This window comes from Kocuria sp. JC486, from assembly GCF_011602805.1.
Lineage (GTDB): Bacteria > Actinomycetota > Actinomycetes > Actinomycetales > Micrococcaceae > Kocuria > Kocuria soli.
In genome coordinates this window covers 79,189-105,147 of sequence record NZ_JAAOZS010000010.1, presented here as the reverse complement: position 1 = coordinate 105,147, position 25,959 = coordinate 79,189, and the positions used below count along the sequence as shown (strand labels likewise).

Here is a 25,959-nt window from a genome sequence, read left to right as displayed (position 1 = left end):
CCCCCCAACTACCCACATCGCCCGGACCCGCCACGCGCCAGGGGGGGCCCCCCCCCCCCCCCCGCCCCCCCCCCGCCCCCCCGGGCCACGGCCCGCTGCACATGACCCGTCAGTCGCCCGTCGCCTCGCGTTCGCCCATAAGCGCTTCGGAGTTCTCCTCGCTCATCTCGGCCACCACCGCACCGTCGGCGCGCACCAACTTGAGCATCCGCAACGCCATGACGGCCAGGCCCGCGCCAACCACCGCGATGGTCGGCCAAGCGGGCAGGAAGTGCGCCAGGATCAGCGCAACGCCGCCGAACGCGACGGCACCGGCCACCATCCCCGTCCAACGCATCAGGTCGGCTTTGACGATCCCGTAGGAGACGTCCTTCTCCGCCAGGTACATCTGCAGGCCGGAGAGCAGGAAGCTCGGGAGGACCGTGGCCAGGGCGACCAGCGTGATGCTGTCCGTGTGCGTGGCCGCCCACACCGAGGGCAGGGTCAGCACCAGCACCGCCAGGCTGAGCATCGAGGCCCGCATGGGTGACCCGCGCAGGTTCATCACCAGGTTCGCGGGTTGGGTGATGGCCTCCCCCATGATCCCGAAGGTCAGCATGGCCAGACCTGTGGCGGCGAACGCGAAGTCGTCGCCCATCCAGGCGGTCATCAATTCGGTGGGAATCACCGCCAATGCCGTCCCCATGAGCACTCCGATGCCGAAGGTCAGCGTCAGGCAGTTCTTGAGGATCCGGGCGGCCTTGTCCGCGGTGGCGATCCGCAGCGGGTAGCCGTAGGGCAGCGCGATCCAGGACACCACCAGTCGACAGGACTGGTAGACCCTCATCAAGGCACCGAAGGCCGTGGTCGCGTGGAGGCCGAGCGTGGGGCCCACCAGGAACAGTGGCAGCTGGTAGATGCCCAACTGGGACAGCGCACCGATGGACATGACGGAGGAGACTTTGATCAGCGGCTTACCGTGCTCGGACCACAGTCCCTTGGCGAAGACCGGCGAGTGGAACCGACGCCCCACCGCGATCAAGCACACGAGCGGCGGGAGCATGAGGGACAGGCACTCCACGATCACGATGCCGAGCAGCCCCGTGTCCGTGACCATGACGATCCCGTAACCGGCGGCGCGCCCGAGGATGGCCACGACGGCGGCCTTGCGTTCGATGTCCGGGCGGTTGAGACCCCACAGCACCGAGTTCATGCCACGCCCGATCAGGGAGATGAACAGGGTCAGTCCGGCCAGCACGGTCATCGGCCAAAGGATTGAACGGTCCTGCTCCGGAATCGTGACCGTCTGGAGGTAGAACGGGAACACGGCGACGTAGACCGCCGTCAGCACCGTGGCAAGGATCAGAAAGACCAGGAAGGCGGCGGTGACGAACATGCGCCGTTCCCGCTGGTAGGACGGGTCGTCGGGGATGCCCGTCAAGGTGCGGACAATCCCCGCTCCCAGACCGAAGTCCGTCATGGTGAGCATCTGGATCGCGCCGATGGCCAGGACCCACAGCCCATAGGAACTGGCGCCCACGATGGTGACGGCCAGCGGGTAGAGCAACAGCAGGCCGAAGATCGAGGTGAACCCGGAGAGGTAGTTCCACAGGATGTTCTGACCCAGGCGGGAGGCACTGGTGTCGGCGCCCGTCGTGTGCTCTTCCTGGTCCGGTTTCCCCACGTGATGTCCTGTCTGTCTCGGCGCCGGATCCTCGGCGCCCGCTTGTGCATTTGCCCCCACTCGTTGCTTCGAGACAGGCGGCTCCGTCCCACGGCCCGATCCGGGCCGGACGTCTTCCCCCGAAGGACGCCCCGACCCCGCCGTGTTCACGCGTCAGTCAGGTGTTCGGACAAGGAGCTCGTGGAGGATGGTACGCACGGCATCCCTTGCAACGGCACTCAGCAGCCCGTGGTCAAGTTCGGGGACAGACCGTAGGACGACGCCGGATGCGCGAGATTCCAGGGGTCCGGCGGCCTGCGGGGTGAGCAGGATCTCAGGGACCGTAACGCCGTCGCGCCCGCCGCGTTCCGTGGTGCGGCCCTTCATCCGGCTCAGGGCCCAGGGGCCGTGCAACTGTTCGAAGCGCTGCAGGTCCTCCCGGCCGAGGATGAGGTCCACGGCGGGTGGCATGGCGGGGTCTGCCAGGACGACGGACGGCGCATCGACGATGCCGGTGCGGCCGATGGCGTGCCACAGCCAGGCCGGGGCGTCCGCCTCCACCCGCGCCTTGGACACTGACAGGAAACGACGAGCGGACTTCTTGGCCCTGCTGAGCGTGGAGTCCGACGGGACCACGTCCGGGACCAGACCGGCGGGGGCACCGTCCCAGGTCGCGATCTCCCGGTACACCCGCTGGTAGAAGGCCGTGCCGGTTCGCCAGGCGATGTTGTTGAAAGCGATGACCCGGGACAGGTTCCCCCCGGTCCCCGTCCGCAGGAGCAGCCAGGCCCCGACGCACAGCCCCACACCCGTGACGGGCAGCCCCGTCCGTCCCGCGAGCCAGTGGGCGTCGTCGGCGACGGCATCGATCGCTGCGTCCTCGTAGGGCACGGGCGGGTCGTCGTCCAGCGGGTCCGTGGACACTCCGCACCTCGGCCGGTCCGACCGCAGCACCGTGAGTCCGTGGGCCGCGAGGTCTCGCGCACAGGTGGTCCACAGGCCTGTGGGACCGTCGGCGGGTTCCGCCGCTGCGGACACCATCAAGACGGCGGTCTCCGCGGGCAACGGGGTCGCATCCGCGGGTTCAGTGAGGATCCCCGGGTGCCCGGCGGTGGTGCGCACCAGGGTCTCCGTGATGTCGACGCCTTGATGGGTGCTACGGACGACGCTCACGGGTTCCAGGTCCAACCCTCTCGCGCCGTCGTCGCCGTTCGCGCCGTCCGACCCGTGCGGATCGTCCGAGCCGCTCGAACGGGGTGCGACGGACGTGGCCAGTTCGTCGGCGATGGCCTTGACGGTGGTCCGGGGCACCCGGGCGAACTCGCTCGAGACCTGGTACAGCAGCTCGGCCGATTCGGGATCGGATTCCACGTGGATGCGCCAACCGGTCGGAAGGGAGGCCCGCGCGGGGTCCGCCAGACGTTTGAGGGACGCGGCCTGGGCGGGTGAGTACAGCTCGCCGGCGGTCTCCGTTCCACGATCCGCCTCGACCGTCTCCCGGTCCAGGCTCATCCGCCGGAGCGCGGCGGCCCTGCGCAGGTACGCGCGACCGCCCACTGGCTCCCACAGGATCACCCGCTGCGGGCGCACGGCCGACGGGGGTTCGCGCACGAGGGCGGTGGACAGCGCAGCGGCACCCATTCGCAGACCCACCGCCGTGAGGGGCAGGCCGGGACTCCGTGCGGCGAGTTCTGCCAACCCGGCCTGCACGTCCGCCGCCCACGCCGCCGCCAAGTCCTCCGGGGCCGCGGAGGAATCTCCCGTGCCTCGCAGGGCGATACGCAGCACCAGAGCACCGCGCATCGCCAGCTCATGACTCAGCGCCACGACGGCGCGCAGGCTCACCACGTGCTCCCGTCCGACGGGGTGAACGAGCAGCACCGCGAAACGGGCCCCTCCCCGCCCCGTGACCCCGTGCGGCCCCGCGAAATCGGATTCGGAATCGGGTTCGGAGCCGGACACGGTCATCTGGGCGGTCGCAGGGGCTTCGAGAACCCCGTGGAGCACGGGGCCCGTTGCGACGTCGCGACCTTCCACGGTCTGCGCGTCCCGTCGCGTCGTGGTCGGGGCGAGACCCTCCGCAGTGTCGCGTTGGGCTGCGGTCTCCGGCACCCGGACCCAGGTCGGAATCGGACCGCTGGTCCTGTTCTCCGTCGTGGACGACATCGTCCGTTGCCCCTTCACGTCACGTCCCGATCATGACCCGGCCGCGGCCGGGCGTTTGGGGGCCTCCCGAGTGACCAGTTGCTGCCGAAGTGTGTCCAGCACCGTGCGGCACCCGGTGGCCGTGATCACGGAGTGGTCCAAGCGGTCGGAGGCAATCGCCGTGATGTCCCTGCCCGCTGCGGCCAGCCGCTCGACGGCCCGGTCGGCACGGGTCTCCACCCACCTCGGCAGATCGTCCGGGCCGTTGAGAACCACCACCCGCGCGTGCCTGGTCGCGGGTTCCAACACGCGTTCCGGGGTCTCCATGACGCCGAGCCGGCCGGCCACCCGCCACAGGACGTAAGGCATTCGGGTCCGCACGGCCACGACGGCCGCTTCCCGGGCCCGTCGTTTGAGTTCGCGCACCCCACCCACCCGGAACACCTCGCGGGCCCATGCCGCTCGGTCCAGCAGACCCACGAGCCCGGGTCGGAACGTGGGGTCGGGCAGACGCAGGGCGGGTTCGCTGCGGGCCGCGCGGTTCGACGCCGCGGGGGCGTCTCGCGGGGCGTCCGCGTTGTAGAACTCGCGGGCCTCGGCCCAGAGTTGTTGGTCCATCTTCCACTCGGAGTGACCCACGAGCACGATGGTTTCCGCGTCCACAGCAGCGCCGTCGTGCAACTCCCCCAGGCAGGCCGCCCAGGCTGACGCGCACAGCAGGGCGGCGCTGACGCGTCCGCAGCCGTTGGCCCGCAACCAGTCCAGGGACTCCCGGAAACTGAGGGCACTGCGCAACGTGTAGCTGTTGGTGGCCCGTAGGGCGTCCACCGGGGTCGAGTCCCCCACCAGCGGGCGGTCCACGCGTAGGGTCACGATCCCGTCGGCGGCCAGTTCCCGGGCGATCATGGGCCACTCGCCGCTGCCCACGCGGCCGTCGGGCCCGCCCCCGGATACCAGTACCCCGTGCGCTCCGTGGAACTTCCCCGGAGCACCCTCCTGGTCGCGCCAGGTCACCACGCCGATCCGACGCTCGGGGCCGATCTCCACGATCCGTTCGTTGAGTCGGTTGCCCGCGGAGTCCGTCCAGGTGTTCTCGCGGACCGTGGCAAGACGCGCGGCCACGGGTTGCGGATCGCCGCCTGGCAGGGCCTCGATGACCGTTCGGAAGACGTCGTCGTGCAGGCGCAGGTCGAAGGGCTCGACTGCGTACATCGCCTTGGCGCGGCGCCGGTCCGCCTCCTTGACCTCCACCACCGGGGTGGATCCGTTGTCGTCGCCGGGACGGGGCGCAGGCAGGGCCGAGAACTGATCGGTCTGTTCCTGTGTGAGGGCCATGCCGAGCAGGTCGATCAGTCCCTCGGACGCCGGAACGTGTCCCGCGACGGTGCCGCGCAACCGGGACCACTGGCGAACGAAGGCCTGTCCGGACAGCGGTTCCCAAGACACCACGGTGCGGAACCGCTCGGCCACGGAACCGACGACGGCGGCCCCGGTCCGGTAACCGATGGCGTCCACGGGAAGGTCATCGGCACCGAGCAGGCCCTGGGTCGCTTCCACCACGGCGGCGAGGTCCTGCTGCCAGGCGACCACGGCGTCGTCGGTGGCGGAGAGCAACTGGGAGTCCTTGCTGCCGCGCCACCCGAAGCGCACGGCCGTATACCCCTGCCTGGCCAGAAGGATGCACAGGCGCCGCACCGTCAGTTCGGACAGCATCAGCTCCCGACCCGCGGGGGGTGCCACCACCACGATGCCGCGGCTGGTGGCGTCTTCAGGGGTGTGGATCCAGGCCAGGACCGCCGAGGCATCGGCTCCGATCCAGGTCGGTTCGCCCTCAATCATTCCCGTCTCTCCTTGAAAAGTACGCCGAAGCGGGCCAGTGCTGCACCGGTCGGACGGTGAGGATCCGTCGTCCGCCCGGTGGCATGTCCATGAAGTCGTCGTCCGGGACCAACCCCGGCCCCGGATCGACGGCGACTGCGGCAGCCGCCCGTCCCGCCGTCAGTTCCACGGTAGTGGGCCCGATCGAGTCGTGAACGCCGTCCGTGTTTGCCGCGTCGACGGTTCGCCGTTCCAGCCCCTGACCTTCCCGGAGGTCGGCGAGCGCGTGCCGGTGACCGCCCCCGAGAAGACGTACCGCCCGCAGCGATTCGACGACCTGCGGCTGGGCCTTCGATGAATCGTCCGGGACCAGCTCGACCTCCAGGGCTTCCCACTGCCGGTCGCCGAACCCCCAGGCGTGGTCGAGGTCCAGGAATCCGCCGAGGAGCTTTTCGACGGGGTACACCAACTCCCCCGGACCCGTCAGTTCAACGGACAATTCCGCTTGTGGACCCGGATTTTGATGCACTGTCCATGTTCTCACATACAGCCTGCCCGTGAGGACGACCGGTTGGTCGTGGTGCACGTGAACGTGCAATCCGGACAGACCGTCGTCGATTAGTGTCACGGCGGTCTCCGCACAGGCCCTGCGCATGGCGTACCACGTGGCCTTGGGTCGGCCCGTGGAGTCCAGCAGACCCCATCCGGCTCCCGGAGTGAGGTCCCTGGAGGCCAACACGATGACCCCGTCGCACCCGGAGTCCCCGCGGCGCAGGTCGGTCAGCGTGTGTTCGACCGCTTGGGCTACCGCGGCACGTTCCGCGTGCAGTTGGGTATCCCGGGACAGAGCGGACCACGCGCCGTCGGAATTGCCGGTGTCCGACAGCCTGACCGGCGGGGTGGAGGACTCGGCACCGGCTGCCCCGGTGTCAGCCTCCATCCCGGGTTCGATCCACCGGCGGGCGTAGTGGACGCTCGTGTCCTCGAAGTCCCATGCGGCGCCGGGGTCCCGAGCGGCCGCGGACCGCCAGTCCGCCGCAACCGAGTCGTCAGAGTCGGCCGTCCCGGTGCCGAAGAACCGTGTGATCTCCGAAGGCGCCGGGGGCACCCCGAAGGCCAAGGCTTCCGCCGCGAAGCGCACGCCACAGGTCCGGACGTCGCTCAGAGGCCTGCGGTAGGCCCCCACCCCGAACCAGTGCGAGATTCCGTGGTCCGGCCGAATCGGCGGCTCACCGCCACACGGTGTGCTGCTCACGTGGACCACCTGCGGTGCAAGCTCCGCCGTCAATCGAGGGATCAGGTCATCGATCACCGGAATCGGGAGCTGGGAGAGGTCGCGTCCCCACAGGACGGGTTGTTGGAGGACCTCGTTGCCGCCGGAGAACACGGCCACGCACGGATGCGCCCCGAGTCGCGGCAGCCAGGTGCGCAGCTCGTCTTCGACCAACGCCAACCAGGACGGATCGGAGGGTGGATCCAGGGTGGCCAGCATCGCATCGTGCCAGACCAGGAGTCCGTGGCGGTCGCAGGCACGGTAGAAGGCCTCGGCCTCCCATGCGTGGGTGCCGGAGATGCGCAGGAGGTTTGCGCCCGCAGCTCGCATGGCGCGCACGGTCCGGTCGATCTCGGCGGGGTCGTCCCCGAGGGTCAGGGCGTCGACGGGCGTCCAGACCGCTCCGCGAACGAAGACACGGGTCCCGTTGACCTCCAGGGTGAAACCGCCGTGGTCCGTGCGCGCCCGGATCTGGCGGAAGCCCACCCGTCGGCGTTCCACGAGTTGTCCGCCGGCCTGAACCTCGAGGTCGTGCAGGGTGGGGGTTCCGTGGGTCGCTGGCCACCACAGTGCAGGGCCCCGGACCTCCAGGGCCACTCGGTGCTGCCCGGCCGCGAGCGTGGCCGTGTGCTCCGCCCCCGCACACCGCACGGTGAGTGTCGTGGCCCGGTCGGCGGTGAGGTCGACGTGCACCGTGGCCGGGCCGCCGTCGGTTTCGCTCAGCTCAGTTCGGACCGCGGTCACGGACACCCCGTGGTGGGGCACAGCGCGCAGGGAGGATTCTCCCCACGGGCCCACGACGACGGCTGTCCCGGCCCACGGGATACGCCCGATCAGCGGCGTCCGACGCCAGCGGAGAGAGGAGTCCGAGACCAGGGTCGAGCGCCATCGGGGGCGCGGCTTTCGAGGCACGGGGACCAGTTCGAGCGCGCGGCACACGATGGCCAGTTCGTGCTCACCGGGTCGCGCGGTCAGATCGGCCACGATGTCGTCCAGGCCCGAGACCGATGCCGCCACGCGGCGGCCGTCCCAGAAGACCTCGCTCACGGTGGCCACGCCCCGCAGTTCCAACCGGTAGGCCCGTTGGCCCGGTGACTCCTGTGGGTCCTGCGAGTCCTGTGGGTCCTGTGGGTCCTGTGGAAGGTTCACGGTGGTCGTCCACCACCAGTCGTGCGCATCCGCCTGGAACGTGGCGGACGGGAGCTCAGCGTCCCGCCAGGCACCGGCCGCGGTTCCGGGCACGGTCGCCGCCAGAACATGATCCGCGGCGGCGGCCACCCGGTCGGCGAGCCTCCCGTGCTCCCCTTCCACGGCGTCGTCGTCCGATTCGGGGGCGGCAGAAAGCGCAACGGAGTCACCCCGGACCTGGGAGGCGGGCGGTTGCGCGGGCGCGGACCGCGTGTCCCAGTTCAGGTCCCCTCGCCAGGAAACCGCCCCGGGGGCAGTCCGGTACAGGTACCAAGCGTCCCGCGGCAGGTGATCACGAATGTGGTCGGTACCCGTGAGCATGTCAGCCGGCCCAGCGGCGCAACGTGGCCGCTGCGTCGTCCCACTGATCGGTGATCGTGGTCATGGTGGATTCCAGCGACTTGGACGTACGTCCGCGGGCCACGCGAGCCAGCTGGAACTGGAGGGCCTTGGCCTCCCTGCTGACGGTCTCCCAGGAATCTGCGGCCGACTGCAGTTCGGGCACCTGGCTGAATCGCACGGCGGCGGCGGCCAGGAGGGCCACCAGGCCCAGTTGGCGGGTGGTTTCGAAGCACAGGGCGTGATATCCGTCCATGCCCGCGCCCTGGAGCCAGTCGAAGCGGGAGCGCAGGACGTCCATGAGCGCCAGAGCCGGGTTGTGGTCCGGGGCACGGCCTGCGTGGTGGGCCAGCAGTCGCATGGTGTCCTCGCGCGCACGGGAGTCGTCCGCCGGGACCAAGCGGTCCAGCCGCACGAGTTCGACGTAGGGCGCGGGCACGATCCCCTCGCTGCGGCGCTCCCCCAAGACGAAGTCGAAGTCCTCACCCCGGAGTTCGTGCAGTCCCTCGTTGTGCAGGTAGACCAGGTGCTGCGCCGTCACGTCCAGGTGCAGCGGGACGATCGAGGTCTTGGTGTGCTCCAGCCCGTAGGACACCCCGCGGGTGTCGGGAAGCCAGTGAGCGTCCGCCTCCACGATCATGAGGTTCCCGGCCTGCATCTGGGTGCGAACGTGATCGACCAGGGTGGTCCACACGTCGTACTCCCCGACCCGGATGCCGTGAACCTCCTCCAGGTCCCGGTGGTCGATCTTGAGGAACTCGAACTGTTCGACCTGGGTGTCCGCCGCAACCGCCGCCGCGAACAGCGGTTCGGGGCGGCGCCCCAGACCGTGCAGCAGCTCGATCCACACGTCCAGGTAGCAGTTGGTGTTGGACCACACGGATTCCTCCCCGTGGAGGGTATGCCGCGAGAAGCCCTCCGGCGTGAGTCCGGGGGCGGACACCGTGACCGGGGCCGTTGCCCCGGTCCCGTCGACGGCGCGGGCGGGGCCCGCCGTCGATCCCGTGTCCGTGCCCGTCACGCCTGTTCCAATCCCAGCAGGTCGCGAGTCCGCGCGGGCCAGGTGGTCAGGTCCGTGCCGTGCCTGCGGGCCAGGGCCAGGGCGATCCGCTCGAGGCCGAACCCGAAGCAGGCGGAGTGGGCGACGGCGCCGTCGTCCGTGGTCAACCCGAACTCCGCGCCGAAGTGCTCGTCGTGATAGTTCCCGGAAGCGATCGCGGTGTCCCGCCCCGCGTAGACCTGGGTGGTGATCTCGAACTTGAGTTCGGCCGCCCGTTGGCCCTTGGCCAGCATGACCCCGGCCCGGCCGAAGAAGGGATCGTTGGCCCCTTCCACGCTCACGGTCAGGCCGAGGTCACGCAGCAGCTGCGAGCCCAGCTCAAGCATGGCGCCGCGATGGGCCAGAGCCTGCTCCGGGGTTCCGAGGAGGACGAACTCGAGCATGCGGAAGCTCACCAGCCGCATCGGGTCCGGCGAGGGTTCGTTGCGGAAGCAATCGCCCGTGAGCGCCCAGACGGTGCCGTCGACAACCGCCCGGGTCTCCGGCTGCCCCCCACCGTCGCCGTTGGGCTCACCGTGCGCGGGAGCGGTGTTCCCGGTCATCGACAGCCACGCATAGAGCGGGTGGCAGGCCGCGGGTACCAGCGCGTAGTCGCTCGTGTGGAGGTGCCCGTCCCAGGGCAGCCCCGCTTCCCGGTCCGCCAGGAGTCTCCGGTGGGCCTTCGTGTCACCGGTGAAGACGTCGATCGTGCCGAGCAGCTGGGGGAAGCTGGCCACGTAGTCGGTGCGTTCCAGCATCGAGCGCCCGTTGACCGGTGGGAATCGCACCGCGCGGACGGCCCCCGGACGGTCCAGGTGCTCCTCGACCCGTTGCCGGGCCAGGACTTCCAGGCCCCGGATCACGGCTTCCATGGCCACCCCCGTGCCGGTCACGCCCGGTCCGAGCGTGGGCAGCAGCCACTGCGCCTCGAGCAGTTCACGCTCGAAGGCAACCTCGGCTTCGGCCGTCGGGTCGGCTTCGGTCTGGTCGGTCGGGTTCGGTTCGGTCGGGGTCGAGTCGGTGGGTTCGGTCGGGGTCGAGTCGGTGGGTTCGGTCGGCGTCATCGTCTGCCCCTCGAGACCATTTGGAGGGTCGCGGTGTTGTGGAGGATGCGGTCATTGTTGACCTGAAGGGACGGGCCCATCGCGTCGCGCAACGGCCGGGCCAGGGACAGGGGGCCCACGTTGGAGTAGGAGGCGATGCCCACGATCACCATGGCGTCCGCCACGATCTTGCGCACCAGTTCCGAGGTGGACACCTTGAGGGTGTTCATGGCGATCGCGAAGGACATGGAGGACAGTTCCTCCGGGTCCTCGGCGTGGTCGTCGAAGCGCTGCACGTTGGTGCGCACGACGTCCGTCATCCGCTGCAGGTCGATCTCGAGTTCGGCCAGGCGCAGCCCACCGGGCGGCAGCTGCCCCGGGGTGGCGCGGGCCTTCTTCTGCACGAACTTGCGCGCAACGTCTCCGGCGTTGGAAGCCAGTCCGAGCCACGAGGAGGCCCAAAGCGTATGGGAACCGGGCAGCATGGTGCGAGCGGAGATCGTGGCGAAATCCACCGGGAGTACGTACTCGGCCGGGACGGTGGCGGCCAGTTCAAAGCCCTCGGACATCGTGCCGCGCAGACCCAGCGCATCCCATTCGGAGGTCCGGTCCAGCTCCAGATTGGCCTTGGGCACGGCCACGAGCGACTGCTCGGAGGACGGTGCCTCCGGCGTGGACCGGGCGGTCACGAACACGGCGTCGGCGTACCGGGCGTAGGAGATCACCGGTGCAGACTTACGGACGGACACGGTGCCGTCGCCGTTGTCCACCACCGCACAGGAGGAGGTTCGGGTGTCCCCACCGATGTTCTTCTCGGTGGTGGAGGACGCGATCAGCCACTGCTCGGTGACCACCCGCTGCGTGAGCTCGGTCAGCGGTGAGTCCTGGCTCAGGTCCACGTGCCGGGTGAGGCAGAGCTCCTGGCTGAAGTGCATGGCCACGATCGCCGCGGTCGAGGCGCACACGCGTCCGAGTTCCTCGACCAGTTCGCAGATCTCACCAATCGAACGACCGGCGCCACCGTTGGCGGACGGGACCGCAGCACCGAAGATTCGCTGGGCGCGGCACTCACCGATGGCTTCGTGCGGAAACCGGCCCTCGGCGTCCACGGCAGCCGCGAACTGCGCGGCCACGGCAACCACGGAGGCGATGCGCTCCGACCAGTCGGCCGCGGTGTCCTCGGCCAGTTCACGGACGATGGTGGTGCCTGACGGAACCTCGTGTTCGTCGATCACCTTGGCGGACGTGCCCAGTTCGCTGCGCACGCTCATCACTGCTCGTCCTGCAGTTGCGCGACGGCGGCGGCGATGGAGTTCAGGGACTCGAAGGTCTCCTTGGTCAACATCTCCTCGGGGAACTCGATGTCAAACGCGTCCTCGACCCCCAACATGACGTTGACGGAGGCGTGCGAGGTCATGCCCGCCCCGTACAGGCTGTCGGTTTCTGCCAGCGTTGCGGCGTCGGTGCTCAGGTGCGCGTGCTGCGCCACGACCTGGCGAACGGTCTCCACGGCGTCGTTCACGGCGTCGGTCTGTTCCTGACTCATGTGTGTTTCCCCCAACCTCGGCGCATCGGCCGTTGTGCGTTCCGGTACCCCGCCCGGCATGTCTGCCACGGCCGTCCGACCTCCCCCGAGGTCGGTTGTCCGGTGGCTCTCGACGGCGGTGCAGTCACCGCGTCGAGTCTCCATCATGGCCCGAATCGATGATTTCGCACCAGCCAGCGCGAGCACGGTTGCGATTGCCGTGTCACATGTGTCACCTGGGTCGGCCTCGACCAGCCAGTGCGTGATCCCGGCGGTCCGTGCATAGCTACGGGCGGCTCCGGTCAGGTGGACCTGCCACACCTGCGCTGCCGGCTCGGGGCCGGCGGGTTCAGCCGACCGCGCACCGAGCACGGAGATCTCGCGCCAGGGCAGCGGCTGATCGGACCGGACCTGCAGTGCCTTGGCCACCGATTCCTTCACGGCGAACCGCAGCGCCATGAGTGGCACGTCGGCGGAGGCGCTACGGCGTTCGAGCGGGGAGAACACGGTTCGCAGATACCGGTCGCCGTGGCGCGACCATGCCGCCCGCACCGGCTGGTGCGCCTGCAGATCACATCCGATCCCCGCGACGGTCATGATTGCGCCGGTGCCACGATCAGGTCGATCCCCAGGGCCCCGGTGGGCAGCAGCTCGATCCCGTAGGCCTCCGCCAGGCGTTCGCGCTGCATGGAGCGCGTGTTCTCCCACAGGGCTGCATGCTGCTCGGCCACCACGGTCGAGCGGGCCTGTGGATCCTTGAGTCGCCCCCAGTGCTGCACGATCTCCGCGGGTTCCTGGAGCACTAACGGCATGCCGATGTCGTCGAACGCGCGAATTCCGCGCACAGCCATCGGCCGGTCCAACCGGGCTGCCTCCAGCACGGTGATGGGGAACCCTTCCCAGCGCGCCGTGTGCACGTACAGGTCCGCCTGGGCCAGATGCTCCAGTACGGTGCCCGGATCCACCCAGCCGGTCACTTCGATGTCCTGCGCTTCCAAGGAGGCCTGGAGGGCGTCGTCGCCGCCACCGACCCACAGTGCACGCACTGACTCTCCCGAGGCACGAAGGGCGGCGATGAGCTGCGCGAACCACTCGGGGTCCTTCTGCATGGTCAACCGCCCCGACCCCACGACCAACGGCCCGCGGGGATCCGTCCATTCCTGGATCGGAGCGCCGGTGATCTCACGCTGCGGATCGGGCGCCACGTTGGGCACGTAGACAGTCTTGAGCTTGCTCCCCCACTTACGGGCTTCCTGGTTCTCCGCGCGCGAGCACCCGGCCAGCACGTCCGTACGGCGGCTCAGCGCGCGCTCGACGCTGCGGTAGGTGCGACGTTCGGCCGCGGATTTGTCCTCCCGGTCGAAGGCCCAGGCGTGGGGGGTGTAGACGCAACGGACGCCGTCGATGCCGACCAGCGCGGTCCGCGCCCACACTCCCGCATAGCTGCTGTGGGCGTGCACGACGTCGGGGCGGAGCTGCGCCAGGGTGGCGCGCACGAACTTGGTGGCTCCCATGTGGCCGCCGTCGATCCGGTGGATCGAGGCGAACTCGTCGATCCACTCCGGTTCCAGCGTGTCCGCCTCCGGACGCAACCGGCACACCAGGTGGTGTTCACACTCGGGCAGCGCACGTACGTAGTCCCGCACGGCGGCCGCGACGCCGCCACCGAAGGCCTCGACGACGTGCAGGACACGGCGTCGATGACCACCCCGCCCGGCCTCCGGGCCGCCCGGAGTGGAGTGCTGCGCGCCGGATCGGGTGCGGTCGATCGCCCCCGATGCACGATTGGGCAAAGCCATGTAGGTGTCCCCTGTGGTTTCTCTCTGAGTGGCGCTCACGCATCCCCGTGCCCTGCGCACCCGCGTCATGTTCCGGCCGATGATCCACCCGCTGCCGAGGGTCGCGACACCAATCCGTGTCCGGCCCCCGGCAAGTGTATGTATTTGCGAACCTGCCCATCATGCGCCCATGACCCCACTTGAACCCACACCGCGAAAACACGCGCGCCTGGGGCGTGAACCTCGCCACAGGCGCGGCTACGGAGCAATGGGGGGTCGCCATGCCGTTTAGGACCGTGGCCTCCCTCCACCCCTGTGGAGGTGACCGACCGGTTGAGCCCCGGGTGCATCACCTCAGAGGGGGGTCGGCGAGGCGCCGCCGTCCAGCTGCGTCATGAGTCGCGATGGACCCGCTCGGCGCGGACTATGAGGTCGGCCTGCAACGGCAGGCGACCCAATGAGACGAGCTGCCATGGCCACGACTTGTGGCGCCAGTTCCAGGCCATCTGAACGTTCCCGGGGAAGACGCCGAGGTACAGCACCGTCGCGGCTCGGCCTGCGGCACGGCGGGCCTGGGGTACCAGCAGGCCGCCGGTGATCACGAGTTCGGCGACCCCGCTGGCGAGCGTCCAGAAGCGCGGCGAACCGGGCAGGGCGCGCGGAATTAGGGAGTCGAATGGCTTGGGCTTGAGGAAGTGCAGGACGCCGAGGCTGCCGGTCAGGCCAGCCAGCAATTTCGCATCGCGGCGAGCTCGTTTGGTCTTGTCATGCATCACTTGGCCTCCGTGGGTTGCGTCCCGCCATCCTCGCATCAGTTTCGTTCCTTCATCCCCCACCAGGTGACCACAACGTCATGACCCGCAACAACTACGATGGTCGAGCCGGTGATCGGACCCGGCGCCAACCCCGACCCCCTTATCCAAGGAGGAACCCATGGCTGTTTCCGCGCAACAAACCGTCAATGCACCGGTCGACAAGGTGGTGGCCACTTTCCTCGACGAATCCTTCAACCGGCACGTCGCCGAACGCGCCGGCGCCACGCTGGCCTCCCAGACCGTGGACGGGGACCCGTCCGGTCCGTTCACCGTGACCACGGTCCGCAAGATGGGTTCCGAGAAGCTGCCCGACATCGCAAAGAAGGTCATCAAGGACGGCCTGACCATCACCCAGGTGGATTCGTGGGACGCCCCGGAGGCGGACGGGTCACGCAGCATCCGCACGGAGATCACGGTGGGCGGCCTGCCGGCCTCCGGCCAGGGCAGTCAGCGTCTGACCGCCTCCGGTGACAAGACCGACGTTGCCGTGGAAATGACCCTGACCACCAAGATCCCGATCCTGGGCGCCAAGATCTCCGCCGCCGCCGAACCGTACGTGGGCAAGGCGCTGTCCCTGCAGGCCCGCGAAGCCAACGCTTGGATCGCCTCGCACTGATTCCGCACGAACGAGGGCCCAGGTAACCACCGATGCCCCGCCTGGACCGGCCGGGAAGTTTGCCGTCACCCGGCCGGTTCCATGGCCCTTCGTGGATCCAACCCCGCGTAGACTGACTCGCTCGCACCACGCTTCAGGAGGACGTCCCGTGTCCGATGCACCGACCCAACACGCCACCTCGGAAAGCGCTCTCGGAGCCTTCCTCCGGAAGGACCTCGTGGGCGGTGCACTGCTGCTCGGCGCTATGGTGGCCGCTCTCGTCCTGGCGAACTCGCCCTTGGCCGACCTCTACTTCCAGGTCCGTGACTACGAGATCGGCACGGAGGCAGTTCCCGGACTCATGCACACGGTGGGTGAGTGGGCCGCGGACGGATTATTGGCGATCTTCTTCTTCCTGATCGGCCTTGAGCTCAAGGCAGAGTTCGTGGACGGCGAGCTGCGCAATCCACGACGCGCGGCCCTGCCGATCGTGGCGGCCGTCGCCGGAGTCGCGCTGCCGGCTCTGATCTTCGTGGGCGTCAACACGCTGAACCGGGCAGATCCCACCACCATGCACGGTTGGGCGATCCCCACCGCCACGGACATCGCCTTCGCCGTGTCGGTCCTGGCCGTGGTCGGGTCAAAGCTGCCCGTCGCCATGCGGACGTTCCTGCTGACCCTGGCCGTCGTGGACGACCTGATCGCGATCATGATCATCGCAATCTTCTACAGTCACGGCATCAACCTGCTGTCCCTGGGTGGCGCACTGATGACGGCAGCCGTGTACTGGGTGATCACGCACCGTTTCACGGACTTCTTCATGACCAAGAAATGGGCCGCATGGGCAGTCCTGCTTCCATTGGCCGTTGTCACCTGGTTGTTGATTTACAACGGTGGGGTGCACGCAACCATCGCCGGAGTTCTGCTCGGATTCGCCACCCCGGTGTTCCGGGTTCCTCCGCGCCTGATCACAGATGAGGCGCCAGTTCTGGGTCTGGCCCCCGAGCTCGAGCACCGTTTCCGGCCGTTCGCGAATGCCATCGCCGTTCCCGTGTTCGCGTTCTTCTCCGCGGGTGTGGCGGTGGGTGGATGGTCCGGGTTCAAGGACTCCTTGGGCGACCCCGTGGCAATCGGGATCATCTTGGGTCTGTTCTTCGGCAAGGCTGTTGGAATCTTCGGATCTTCCTGGCTCATGGACCGATTCACCCCTGCCAGCAAGGACTCCGACTACTCGTGGATCGATCTCCTGGGGCTCGCGATCGTGGCGGGCATCGGATTCACCGTGTCGCTGCTCATCGCCGATCTGTCCTTCGGGACGGGCTCCGCTCACGACGACCACGCCAAGGTGGGTATCTTGACCGGCTCGATGATCGCCGCACTCGTGGGCGGCTGCCTGCTGCTGATTCGCAACCGTCACTACGGTGCGTTGCGCGCGGCCGGACACGAGGTCGACACCTACGACGCCTGAGCGCCTCGGTTTCTGAAGAGCGGCACCACGGGGAACGTCAGCCTCTGAGGGCGTCCTCGACCTCGCCGCGCTGAGAAATCCCCAGTTTGTCGAACAGGCGGTACACGTGGCCTTCCACGGTGCGCCGCCCGAGCCCCAGCTCCGCAGCCACCTGGGCATTCGTGAGTCCTTGCGCGACCAGTTCGGCGACCTGTTGCTCCCGAGCGGTCAGGGTCGCGTTCCGTCGCCCTCCTGCGGCCGAGCGGGGACGCATGTACCGGCCCGTGGCCTTGAACGCCGCGTCGGCGGCCTCCGTGACCGCGGTGACCACAGCCTTCGGCGCGTACGGGCTCAACAACACCAAGGAGCGTTCCAGCGCGTCCCCCGCTAGGCCGTCGATTCCAGCGGCGTGGCACTGGAGACCGACGGTGACCAGCTCCTCCACGTCCACGGACAGAACAGCCCGGCAGATGCGGTGGACCAGTTCCTGGTAGAGCCCGCTGGTGCCGTGTGAGACCTCCAGGAGCTTTCGGATGAAGGCGTCCTCGCCCGTCTGCATGATCTGGGCGAGCGCGAAGTGCGCGGTGACCACTTCACCGTCGGCCGTGGCCGACTCCAGGACCCCCAGGATCGTGCTGAGGTCCGCTGCGTTGTCCTGAGCAGTGCGCGCGACGGCGTCGAACAGTGCCGCGGCCCATCGCAGCGGAAGCAGGTCTGCGTCCGGCAGGGACGGGTCCGTGGGTTCCGGCAGGTCCTCCCGTTCCGCGAGTCGTCCGGTGGTGAGGAACGTGGTCAGTTCCAGGGCGCGCCGACACATAGCCAGGAGGTGCGGTGCCGTGTCGTCGCGCGAACACGCCACGGCAGCCCGGAAGTAGCCGTGAGCGGAATCCGCCGTGCCGCGGATGAGGTGGTGCATGCCCGTGGCCGCGTAGTAGTGGCCGGCCAGGGCAAGGTACGGGGCCGAGTCCTCCGGGCCCCATGTGTTGGGCAGTGCACTCAGCGGGGTCACGGGGTCACCGCTGAGGGCCCCCGCCCAGAGTCTTCCGATACGCGCCGAATCCGTGAACACGCCCAGCAGCCCGGGCCGGTCCTCGGCCAGCAGGAGCGCCCTCGACCATGCCTCGGCGGAGGCATTCAGGTCGGCGCGCCGGGTCAGGTGGCGCCCGGAGAGGCACAGTCCCAGCATGGCGATCTCGGGGACGTCACTGTGGCAAGCGTGCTCCCAGACCTCCGGGCGGTCCTCCTGGCCGAAACGTCCCCAGTCCGCCCAGAGCTGGACCAGCTCGGCGCAGTGTTCGAAGAACCGCTCGTCCTCCGCCGACGAGCCGTCTTCGGCACCGTCTCCGGGGTCATCTGCCGCGTCACCCGCCTCGTCGTCTCCCGCGGCCAACGCACTGCGTGACAGCTGCTCCCAGCGGCTCGCCCACGTCGCGGGAGAGTACGGCAGTTCGCCAGTGCCCAGGAGGATCCCCTCGCAGGTCATGAGGAGACGAAGCTGCCTCGTGTCCAGCGCGGAGGTGTCGATGGCCGCGGCAATCGCCCCCGCCTCCAGGTGGTGGCGCAGCTTGATGCGGGCCCGGAGCCGTTCGAGATCAGCGGCGGACTGCCGGGCGGTGTCCATGGGGCCCTCCACCGTGCGGAGGGCGTAATCGGCCCAGAGCCTGTCATTGGCCGCTGCCGCCAGGGAGACGAGTTCACCGCTGTCCACCGCCGTCCCCGTGTTCACGGCCCACGCGGCGCGGGTTTCCGGGCCGAGCCCGCCGTCGAGAACGGAGTCGTGCTGCGCGCCCAGGTGGACCGCCAACCCCGGGGGAAGGTGTTGCCGGACGGCCTCGGCGAAGTGCTCACAACTGGGAAGCAGGCTCCACCGCTGGCCCTCGAAACGGCTCTGCACCATCCCGGATTCCAGCAGGGCCTCCAGGTCCTCACCCAGGGCGCCGTTGACGCGGGGGTTCATCTCGATCCGCTCGGCCAGGACGACGACGAACAGTGCCTCCCGCTGCGCGGCGGTCAGCTGGGCCAGTTGCACCGCCACGACCTCGCGCAGTTCGTCGGAAACACCTTCCACGGGCCCCGTGAAGTGCCACAGACCGTCGTCGAAGACCAAGAGTCCGTCCTCGCGGGCCCGGTCCAGGTAGGAGATCACGAGGCGCGGAACACCCGCCGTGAGCATCGTGGTCCACTGCGCGGTGAGTGACGGAACCACACCACCGAGTTCTTGTTCCATGAGCTCCCGCACACCGTCGCCGTCAAGGGCGGACAGGGTGTGTGCGCGCAGCAGCCCCCGGCGCAGCACGGGGAGGAGATCCCCGGCTGCATGGGTAGCCGAGGCCGTGGACGCGACCAGAATGACCTTCACCAGCCCCGCGCCCAGCAGCGCGGAGACCATCTGCTGGGCAGCCGGGGGCATGCGATGCAGATCCTGGATGACCATGACGGGCGTGGGCCCGGTTGCGCTTCGTCGCTCGCGGCAGACCCCGGCCACCAGGTCCAGTGCCGCCGCGGGGTCGTGGAGCGGCGCTTCGGGAAGCCCCCGGTCCTGCGCCAGGGCGGCCACCATGAATGCAAGCCCACCCAGCGGGGAGTCGATGGTGCCCTCCGGCTGGTGTTCGGCGCGCAGGATGGGTACGGCCCCCACGAGTTCCGCCAGGACGGCCCGCGCAACCGTGGAGGTTCCGGCCCCGAAGACGCCGTGGATCACGACGCCCATGCACGCACCGTCCCGCAGGTCGTTCACGGCCGCCTCCACGGCCTGGGCCCGAGAGGCCACCAGGTGCGTCGGCTGCAGACGGGCTCGAAGTCGCCGGTGTCTGGCACTGCGGTCACCATCCGCCGTGGGCTTGGGCAACACGTTGCGGTGCCCAGGTCCTCTGCTGCGGTCGATCGTCGTGTTCGAAGGGTTCACGCAGTCCCCACTCTCCACGTGTCCACCAGTTCGGTACGCCGTGACAGTGCGAGCTTGCGCAGCACCTGCCGCATGTGACCTTCGACGGTGCGGCGGGACAAGCCCACCTCCTCGGCGATGGCCTGGTTGGTCAACCCGGCCGCCGCCAGATCGGCGACCTCCCGTTCCCGGGTCGTGAGAACGGCAGCCATGACCAACGACGGGGTGTCCGTCACCCCGGCGTCATCGCCCCCGAGTTCGTCGTCGGGAAAAGCGACGACGGGCCCCGCTGTCGTGGTGTTGCCACGTTCGCCGACGAGGCGTTCGAGGAACCCTGCGAGCCCGAGATCCCCCATGGCAACGGCTCCGCGCAATGCGGCGCGCATGTCCGTGATCCGCTGCCCGTCCAGTGCCTGGGCAAGTGCTCCGAGGGTCTCCGCCCAGGCGCCCTGGCACCGCGCGGAGACGGTGAGGAGATCCTGCACGGCCAGCTCGGAACCGGCCCTGGCCAGAGCTTGCAGAAAGACCAGTGCCAGGCCGTCGGCTCCGCGCGCCACGGCGTCGTCGGCCCGGGACCGCCACCGCTGCACACCATCGGCCACGTCCCCCAGCAGCAGTTCCGCCAGTCCGCGGAAGTAGTCACCGACGGCTCGGTAGAAATATGACTCCTGGACATCCATGGTCTCGACCATCCGGAGCAGGGCCTTGGCCGAGTCCGATTGACCGATCCACGCGTAGGCGCACGCGGTGGCGCTCACCACCAGCTGCGGCACCGGGAAGTCGTTGTCGGACTCGCTGTCCCGCAGGCCCTCGGAGAGGTGCTGCAGCGCCTTGCGGGGCCGACCCGAGAGCAGGAGCACCGCCCCGAGCACCAGGTTGTGGCGAACCCAGCCAGGGTTGTGGGCGAAGGCATCGTCCCCCCGCCACGCCTCTTGGAGGATCACCGGCCACTCCCCCGCCAGGATGCCGGCGAGCATCGCGGCGTCCACCGTGTGGCGCTGCGCCAGATTCGCGTTGCGGGCCGAGGTGTCGACTCGAACAGCGCGGGCCAGCTGCGCCTGCCCGTCCAACGGGCGCCCGGCGATGGCGCTGGCTTTCGCCGTCATCCCGACCATGAGGGCGCGGGTGGTGCGGTCCACCCTGCTGCCCGCGGACACGCGACTCACCGAGTCCGCCAGGTCCGTGTACTCCCCCAGGAAGTCGTCCATGACCCACCGGCCGGTCAGCGCAGCCTCCCGCAGCGCCTTGGCCTGGGCCAGCGACTGGGGGGCGTCCGAGTCTTGAACGAGTTTCCTGTGCTGGCGTTGCGCGGTCTCCAGGAGCTGCTCGAATTCACCAGGCTCACGCCTGGACTGTGTGCTCATGGCCGCCAGGACGTAGAGCGCTTCGACCTCACGGGTGGTCAGGCCCTTGGCCTGCGCGTCCGCGTCGGCCTCCAACAAGGGCCGTGCGAGTTCGGTGGCGGCGTCGATGCGCCCCAGGCTGGCCAGAGCCAGGGTGTGCAGGCCGCGCAATGGTGCCGATTCGTTGCCCAGGGTCTCGATGAGAGCGTGGACCGTTCCGTAGTCCGCGTTCTCGGCCGCTTCCTCGGCCAGTTGCGCCACCCGCGACTCGTCCAACGCGAGCCCCAGGTCATGGCGCCACAGGAGCAGGTCCGCGGCGGCTCCGGCACTCAACCGGACGTCGGTCAGATACGGCGTCAGGCTCTCGCAGAGTTCCCGGTCGATCTCGGGCGGGGTGGTGGCGGCAACGGTGTCCGCCACCCAGGGGTTCGCGATGCACACCGCTCTGGCCACCCCCGAACCCGTGAGGCGCAGGACGTCGGTGTCCCGCAGGGCGTCCAGGTCCTCGGCCCCGTACAGGTCGACCAGGATGACCGCCGCGAAGTCACGGACCCGGGCCAGGATGCGCAGAATGCGCTCCTGGTTCCCGCTGACGTCGGGAACGTGCGCGAGCGAACGCGGTCGCCCAGGAGTCGCGTCCAGATGACCCAGCGCAGCCACGGCGTGCCCGGGAATTCCAGCCGAGGCCCTCAGCACCGCGGTGGCTTCCGTGAACGGCACCCTGCGTTGCAGCAGGAAGCGGCCCAGCTCCATGACGTCCGTGACATCGAGTTCCGGTACCCGACGTTCGTGGAGCATTCCGTCCCGCCACAACGTGCCCAGTGCGCGACCTGCCAACCGGACCGCCGTTGCCGTCACCAGCAGGCCGATCTCCTGGTTCCGGACCATCTCCGTGAGGGCTCGCCTGTCGGCCTCGGCCACCGTGTTCACGTCGTCCACGACGACGACCGTGGGTCGGTCGTTTGAATCCGCGGCCAACCGGGAGCGGTACCGAAGGTAACGGTCCACGGCCGAATCAGCGCCCATGGGCTCGTCCATGTCCTCCCACCGCACGATCCGTGAGGTGGACTGCAGCTGGTCCACGACCTCCTCCATCAGGACCGATTTGCCGATGCCCTGGGGGCCGGTCAGGAGCACGTTGAGTCCGTAGGATTCCCGGCGACCCAGCGCGACGAGTTCCTCGACCAGCGCGACCCGGTTGGGCAGGCGTGCCCGACCGGCTCGCTCGGAGGTGCTCATGCGGACTCCGCGAGCGCCTTGGTCAACGCCGCTTCGGTGGCCACCCAGGCCAGCGCGGCGCATTTCACGCGCGCCACGAAGCGGGAAACCCCCACGAATGCGACGGCGTCCCCCAGCAGTTCCTCATCGGGTTCGTGGTTTCCGCGCGAGCGCAGCATCTCCCGGAACTCTTCGATCTGGGTCCGCAGGGTGCCCAGGTCGGTACCCGGGGCCATCTCCGAGAGCACGGAGGCCGCCGCCATGGAGATCGAGCACCCGTCGCCCTGCCAGCTCAGGGACGAAATCCGGTCGCCGTCCACGCCCACGCGCACCAGGATCTCGTCACCGCAGGTCGGGTTGTATTCGTGATGACATCCGGCGGCGGTCTCACCTTCCAGGGGTGATTCGTCCGGCGCCGCCAGACCTTCGCCGATCCGGCGCTTGGAATGATCGAGGATGACGTCCTGGTACATCTGATCCAGTGCGCTCATGGTGGTTCAGCTCCTTCAGTCGTCCACGCGGAAGTAGCGCCGCACCCCGGAGAGTTCTTCCAGGAACCGGTCGACGTCGTCGGTCGTGTTGTAGAGGTAGGTGCTCGCCCGGGTGGTCGCGGTCAGGCCCAGCCGCCGGTGCAGCGGCTGGGCGCAGTGGTGCCCGACCCGCACGGCCACACCGGCGACGTCGAGCAGCTGCCCGACGTCGTGGGAGTGCACGCCTTCGACCGACACGGAGGCCAGGCCCACCCTCTCCTGCCCCGGCCGGGGGCCGACCAGGCGAACCCCGGGCAATTGCGAGACACCGACGGCGAGCCGTTGACCCAGGTGCGCCTCCCACGCGGCCACCTTGTCCATTCCGACGTCGGTGAGGAACCGGACCGCCGCCGCGAGGGCCACGGCCTGGGAGATGCGCTGGGTCCCGGCCTCGAACCGGGTGGGGGCGGGGAGGTACTCGCTGCGTTCCATGGTCACGGAGGTGATCATCGATCCGCCCGTGAGGAAGGTGGGCAGCGAATCCAGGAGTTCACCACGTCCGTAGAGCACCCCGATGCCCGTGGGGCCCAGCATCTTGTGGCCCGAGAACGCGGCGAAGTCCACGTCCAGGGCATGGAAGTCCACCGGAAGATGCGGGACCGACTGGCAGGCGTCCAGCACGGTGAGGGCGCCCACGCGTTTGGCGGCGGCCACGAACGCGGCGACGTTGTTGACCGCCCCCGTGACGTTCGAGACGTGGGTGAAGGCGACGACCTTGGTCCGTTCACCCACGAGGTCGTCCAGGGTGTCCATGCGCAGCAGTCCGTCGTCGTCCACGGGGACCCAGCGCAGGGTCGCGCCGGTGCGCGCGCACAGTTCCTGCCAAGGCACCAGGTTGGCGTGGTGCTCCGATTCGGTCACCAGGATTTCGTCTCCCGGGGCCAACGCGAAGCGTCGGGAGTCAGGTCCTGCCCCGTTGCTTCCCGCAGTGGCGTTGGACATGGCGTAGGTGACCAGGTTGATCGCCTCGGTGGCATTGGAGGTCCAGACCACCTCGCGTTCCTCCGCGCCCACGAACTGCGCCACGGTGCGCCGGGCGTCCTCGAAGGCGTCGGTGGCTTCGACGGCGAGCGTGTGCGCCCCGCGGTGCACCGCGGCGTAGGACTGCGTCAGGAAGGTCTGTTCCGCGGACAGAACGGCCTCCGGCCGCTGGGACGTGGCACCCGAGTCCAGGTACACCAACGGCTTGTCCCCGACCGTGCGGCGGAGGACGGGGAACCGCGCCGCCAGTTCCCGTGCCTGTTCGTCGTCCAACACCCCGGTCCGCTCACCGGGAGCGGGAACGACGGAGGGAACGACGACGGGAGCGGGTCGATCAGGGCTGCTGTCGGAGTGCACGAGGGACCTCCTGGGGGATCTGCGCTGCGGCGGTGGCGCGATGCGGGTGTTGCGGGTGTGGCAGTGGGGGTGTCCGCGCGACCGCCACCGGGGTGCACGCGGGCGAAGCGTGGCTTCCACGGTAGTCCAGTGCCGGAAAACCACGGGTCACACGTCGTCATTGCGTCCGGTGAACGGTCAGCGGGCGTGGACGCTGTTCTGCGCGGCGGTCAGTCCGTCGTCGATGATCTTCTCGACCGCGTCCGCGGCGGTGTCCAGCAACAACGGGAGGGCAGTGGCCTCCGTGGTGGTGAAGGGCTTGAGGACGAACGCCGCGGTGTCCATCCGACCCGGAGGGCGTCCCACTCCCACCCGGACCCGCAGGTAGTCCTTGGTGCCCAGGACCTTGGAGATGTCCCGCAGCCCGTTGTGCCCGCCTTCGCCCCCACCGCGTTTGAGTTTGACGGTGTCGAAATCGATGTCGAGTTCGTCGTGCACGACGATCAGGTGATCCGGGTCGGCGCCGAAGAACTTCAGGATGTTGACCACCGGAGCACCGGAGACGTTCATGTACGTCAGGGGTTTGACCAGCACCACTCGCGGGCCGCCCGGCCGTAGCCGGGTCTCCGCGATCTGGGCGCGCGACTGCTTGTGCACGGAGAACTTCTCCCCCGTGCGAGCCGCCAATTCGTCCACGACCATGTGTCCGACGTTGTGTCGGGTGCGTTCGTACTGCGGTCCGGGGTTGCCCAGGCCCGCCACGATCCACCGATCCGTCATTGCCTCATCCCATTCAGTGCGTTGCGTTCATCCGCCACCGGGCGCCGCCCGGACCGTCAACGGGTGACGGCACCCGAACCGGTCTGCGGTTCGGGTGCCGTCAGGCGCATCGGGGAGATGCGCTCACTCGTCGTCGGAGGACTCCTCGGAGGATTCCTCGGTAGCGCCCTCGGCTTCCTCGCCCTCGGTCTCTTCGCCGGTCTCCTCTTCCTCGCCCAGGTCCTGCTCGACGGGCTCGGAAACGTTGACCACCAGCATCTCGGCGTCGGTGACCAGCTCAACGCCGGCCGGGAGCTCGACGTCGCTGGCCAGGACGTGCTCGTTGGGCTCACGGCCTTCGATCGAGACCTCGAACTGCTCGGGCACCTTGAGGGCGTCCACCAGGACGGTCAAGGAGGTCTCTTCCTGGTTGTACATGGCGGTCGGGGCGACCTCGCCGGTGAGGACCAGGGGAACGTCCACCTCGACCTTTTCTCCGCGCTTGACCGTCAGCAGGTCGATGTGGAGGATCTCCGGGCGGATCGGGTGACGCTGGACGTCCTTGAGCATGCACAGGTGCTCTCCGTCGGCCAGGACCTCGATGACGGCGTTGGAGTTACGTGCGACCAGCATCATCTCGTGGCCCGGGAGAGACACGTGGATGGGGTCGTGGCCGTGGCCGTAGATGACGGCCGGAATCTGATCGTTCGCGCGGATGCGGCGGGCGTAGCCCTTGCCGAAATCGGTGCGGACCTCGCCGGGGATGCGGATGACGTCGACCATGGTGGTGGACTCCTCGTGTTGATGAGCAATGACAAATGTGTTGCGCCGGCCCAGGGCGACCGACTCATTGCCTCAACACGGTGATCTCGTCGTTGCCCCGCATGAAGCGCGGAAGCGTGCTTCCGCGGGGCGGAATGCGACGGGAACTCGTGCGATTTCCAAGCCAGCCTCGTCGATAACGGGTCCTCCTGCGGCGTGACGCGCACGCGCGGACTTCCCCTCGCCTCGGCAACCCGACGACTTTAGCACGAGAGCACCACAGCGCCGCGACCTGCTGTGACACCCACCACTTGGTCCACAGGTCCATGTTTTGGACACATCTGGGGACGCCTATAGTGGGCCGTTGCTCGTAGGATAAAAAGGGCTGGGTCAAGCGACGGACGCCCTAACCGCGATGGGGATCGCGCTGGTTTCGTCGCCCGGCCACAGTCGCCCGGTTGGACACGGGCGGCTCTTGGGGCTTTCAGCCGAATGCAAC

Annotated in this window: 18 protein-coding genes; 2 read left to right on the top strand and 16 right to left on the bottom strand. The window is 68.9% G+C overall.

Annotated features, from left to right (window positions below; all coding sequences use genetic code 11):
• Window positions 1-109: 109 nt before the first annotated feature.
• The 10 genes from GWK18_RS07205 to GWK18_RS07160 all read right to left on the bottom strand — a co-directional run bounded on the left by GWK18_RS07205 (window position 110) and on the right by GWK18_RS07160 (window position 14,563).
• The gene (locus GWK18_RS07205) at window positions 110-1,663 is read right to left on the bottom strand and encodes a lipopolysaccharide biosynthesis protein (protein WP_166834208.1); all 1,554 of its coding nucleotides are present in this window, start codon (window positions 1,661-1,663) and stop codon (window positions 110-112) included.
• A gap of 153 nt (window positions 1,664-1,816) precedes the next feature.
• Entirely contained in the window at window positions 1,817-3,808 is a 1,992-nt protein-coding gene (locus GWK18_RS07200) for a hypothetical protein (protein ID WP_166834206.1), read from the bottom strand.
• A 30-nt stretch (window positions 3,809-3,838) separates the two neighbouring features.
• Window positions 3,839-5,626 (bottom strand): hypothetical protein, encoded by a 1,788-nt coding sequence (locus tag GWK18_RS07195; RefSeq protein WP_166834204.1) that lies wholly within the window; start codon window positions 5,624-5,626, stop codon window positions 3,839-3,841.
• Entirely contained in the window at window positions 5,619-8,387 is a 2,769-nt protein-coding gene (locus GWK18_RS07190; protein ID WP_166834202.1) for a hypothetical protein, read from the bottom strand. Before GWK18_RS07190 ends, GWK18_RS07195 begins: the two co-directional genes overlap by 8 nt.
• A gap of 1 nt (window position 8,388) precedes the next feature.
• A complete protein-coding gene (locus GWK18_RS07185) occupies window positions 8,389-9,426 on the bottom strand; it encodes a DUF1839 family protein (RefSeq protein WP_166834199.1) in 1,038 nt (345 codons plus the stop codon).
• Window positions 9,423-10,508, bottom strand: a complete 1,086-nt coding sequence (locus GWK18_RS07180; RefSeq protein WP_245192986.1) for a hypothetical protein — start codon at window positions 10,506-10,508, stop codon at window positions 9,423-9,425. The genes GWK18_RS07185 and GWK18_RS07180 overlap by 4 nt, the downstream gene beginning before the upstream one ends.
• Complete coding sequence (locus GWK18_RS07175) at window positions 10,505-11,758, bottom strand: acyl-CoA dehydrogenase family protein (RefSeq protein WP_123825061.1); 1,254 nt, start codon at window positions 11,756-11,758, stop codon at window positions 10,505-10,507. The genes GWK18_RS07180 and GWK18_RS07175 overlap by 4 nt, the downstream gene beginning before the upstream one ends.
• Window positions 11,758-12,609: an acyl carrier protein gene (locus GWK18_RS07170; protein ID WP_166834197.1), complete on the bottom strand. Its 852-nt coding sequence runs from the start codon at window positions 12,607-12,609 to the stop codon at window positions 11,758-11,760. The genes GWK18_RS07175 and GWK18_RS07170 overlap by 1 nt, the downstream gene beginning before the upstream one ends.
• Complete coding sequence (locus GWK18_RS07165; protein ID WP_166834195.1) at window positions 12,606-13,811, bottom strand: glycosyltransferase; 1,206 nt, start codon at window positions 13,809-13,811, stop codon at window positions 12,606-12,608. Before GWK18_RS07165 ends, GWK18_RS07170 begins: the two co-directional genes overlap by 4 nt.
• Before the next feature lie 371 nt (window positions 13,812-14,182).
• A complete protein-coding gene (locus GWK18_RS07160) occupies window positions 14,183-14,563 on the bottom strand; it encodes a hypothetical protein (protein WP_123825058.1) in 381 nt (126 codons plus the stop codon).
• A 160-nt stretch (window positions 14,564-14,723) separates the two neighbouring features.
• Between GWK18_RS07160 and GWK18_RS07155 the strand changes: the two genes are divergently transcribed.
• Both GWK18_RS07155 and nhaA read left to right on the top strand, forming a co-directional pair.
• Window positions 14,724-15,221, top strand: coding sequence for a DUF2505 domain-containing protein (locus GWK18_RS07155; protein ID WP_166834193.1), 498 nt, complete (start codon window positions 14,724-14,726; stop codon window positions 15,219-15,221).
• Window positions 15,222-15,369: 148 nt separating this feature from the next.
• Complete coding sequence (gene nhaA, locus GWK18_RS07150) at window positions 15,370-16,668, top strand: Na+/H+ antiporter NhaA (protein WP_166834191.1); 1,299 nt, start codon at window positions 15,370-15,372, stop codon at window positions 16,666-16,668.
• 37 nt (window positions 16,669-16,705) lie between these two features.
• Here the strand turns inward: nhaA and GWK18_RS13445 are convergent, their stop codons facing one another.
• The 6 genes from GWK18_RS13445 to GWK18_RS07120 all read right to left on the bottom strand — a co-directional run bounded on the left by GWK18_RS13445 (window position 16,706) and on the right by GWK18_RS07120 (window position 25,481).
• On the bottom strand, window positions 16,706-19,552 hold the full coding sequence (locus tag GWK18_RS13445) for a LuxR C-terminal-related transcriptional regulator (RefSeq protein ID WP_166834189.1): 2,847 nt from the start codon (window positions 19,550-19,552) through the stop codon (window positions 16,706-16,708).
• Window positions 19,549-22,113 carry a LuxR family transcriptional regulator gene (locus GWK18_RS07140; protein WP_166834187.1) on the bottom strand — a complete coding sequence of 855 codons (2,565 nt, stop codon included), beginning with the start codon at window positions 22,111-22,113 and terminating at the stop codon, window positions 19,549-19,551. Before GWK18_RS07140 ends, GWK18_RS13445 begins: the two co-directional genes overlap by 4 nt.
• Window positions 22,110-22,583, bottom strand: a complete 474-nt coding sequence (sufU, locus tag GWK18_RS07135) for a Fe-S cluster assembly sulfur transfer protein SufU (RefSeq protein ID WP_166834185.1) — start codon at window positions 22,581-22,583, stop codon at window positions 22,110-22,112. Before sufU ends, GWK18_RS07140 begins: the two co-directional genes overlap by 4 nt.
• 15 nt (window positions 22,584-22,598) lie before the next feature.
• A complete protein-coding gene (locus tag GWK18_RS07130; RefSeq protein WP_245193012.1) occupies window positions 22,599-23,852 on the bottom strand; it encodes a SufS family cysteine desulfurase in 1,254 nt (417 codons plus the stop codon).
• A 285-nt stretch (window positions 23,853-24,137) separates the two neighbouring features.
• Window positions 24,138-24,719 carry an aminoacyl-tRNA hydrolase gene (gene pth / locus GWK18_RS07125; RefSeq protein WP_166834182.1) on the bottom strand — a complete coding sequence of 194 codons (582 nt, stop codon included), beginning with the start codon at window positions 24,717-24,719 and terminating at the stop codon, window positions 24,138-24,140.
• A gap of 123 nt (window positions 24,720-24,842) precedes the next feature.
• Window positions 24,843-25,481, bottom strand: coding sequence for a 50S ribosomal protein L25/general stress protein Ctc (locus GWK18_RS07120; protein WP_123825051.1), 639 nt, complete (start codon window positions 25,479-25,481; stop codon window positions 24,843-24,845).
• Window positions 25,482-25,959 lie beyond the last annotated feature (478 nt).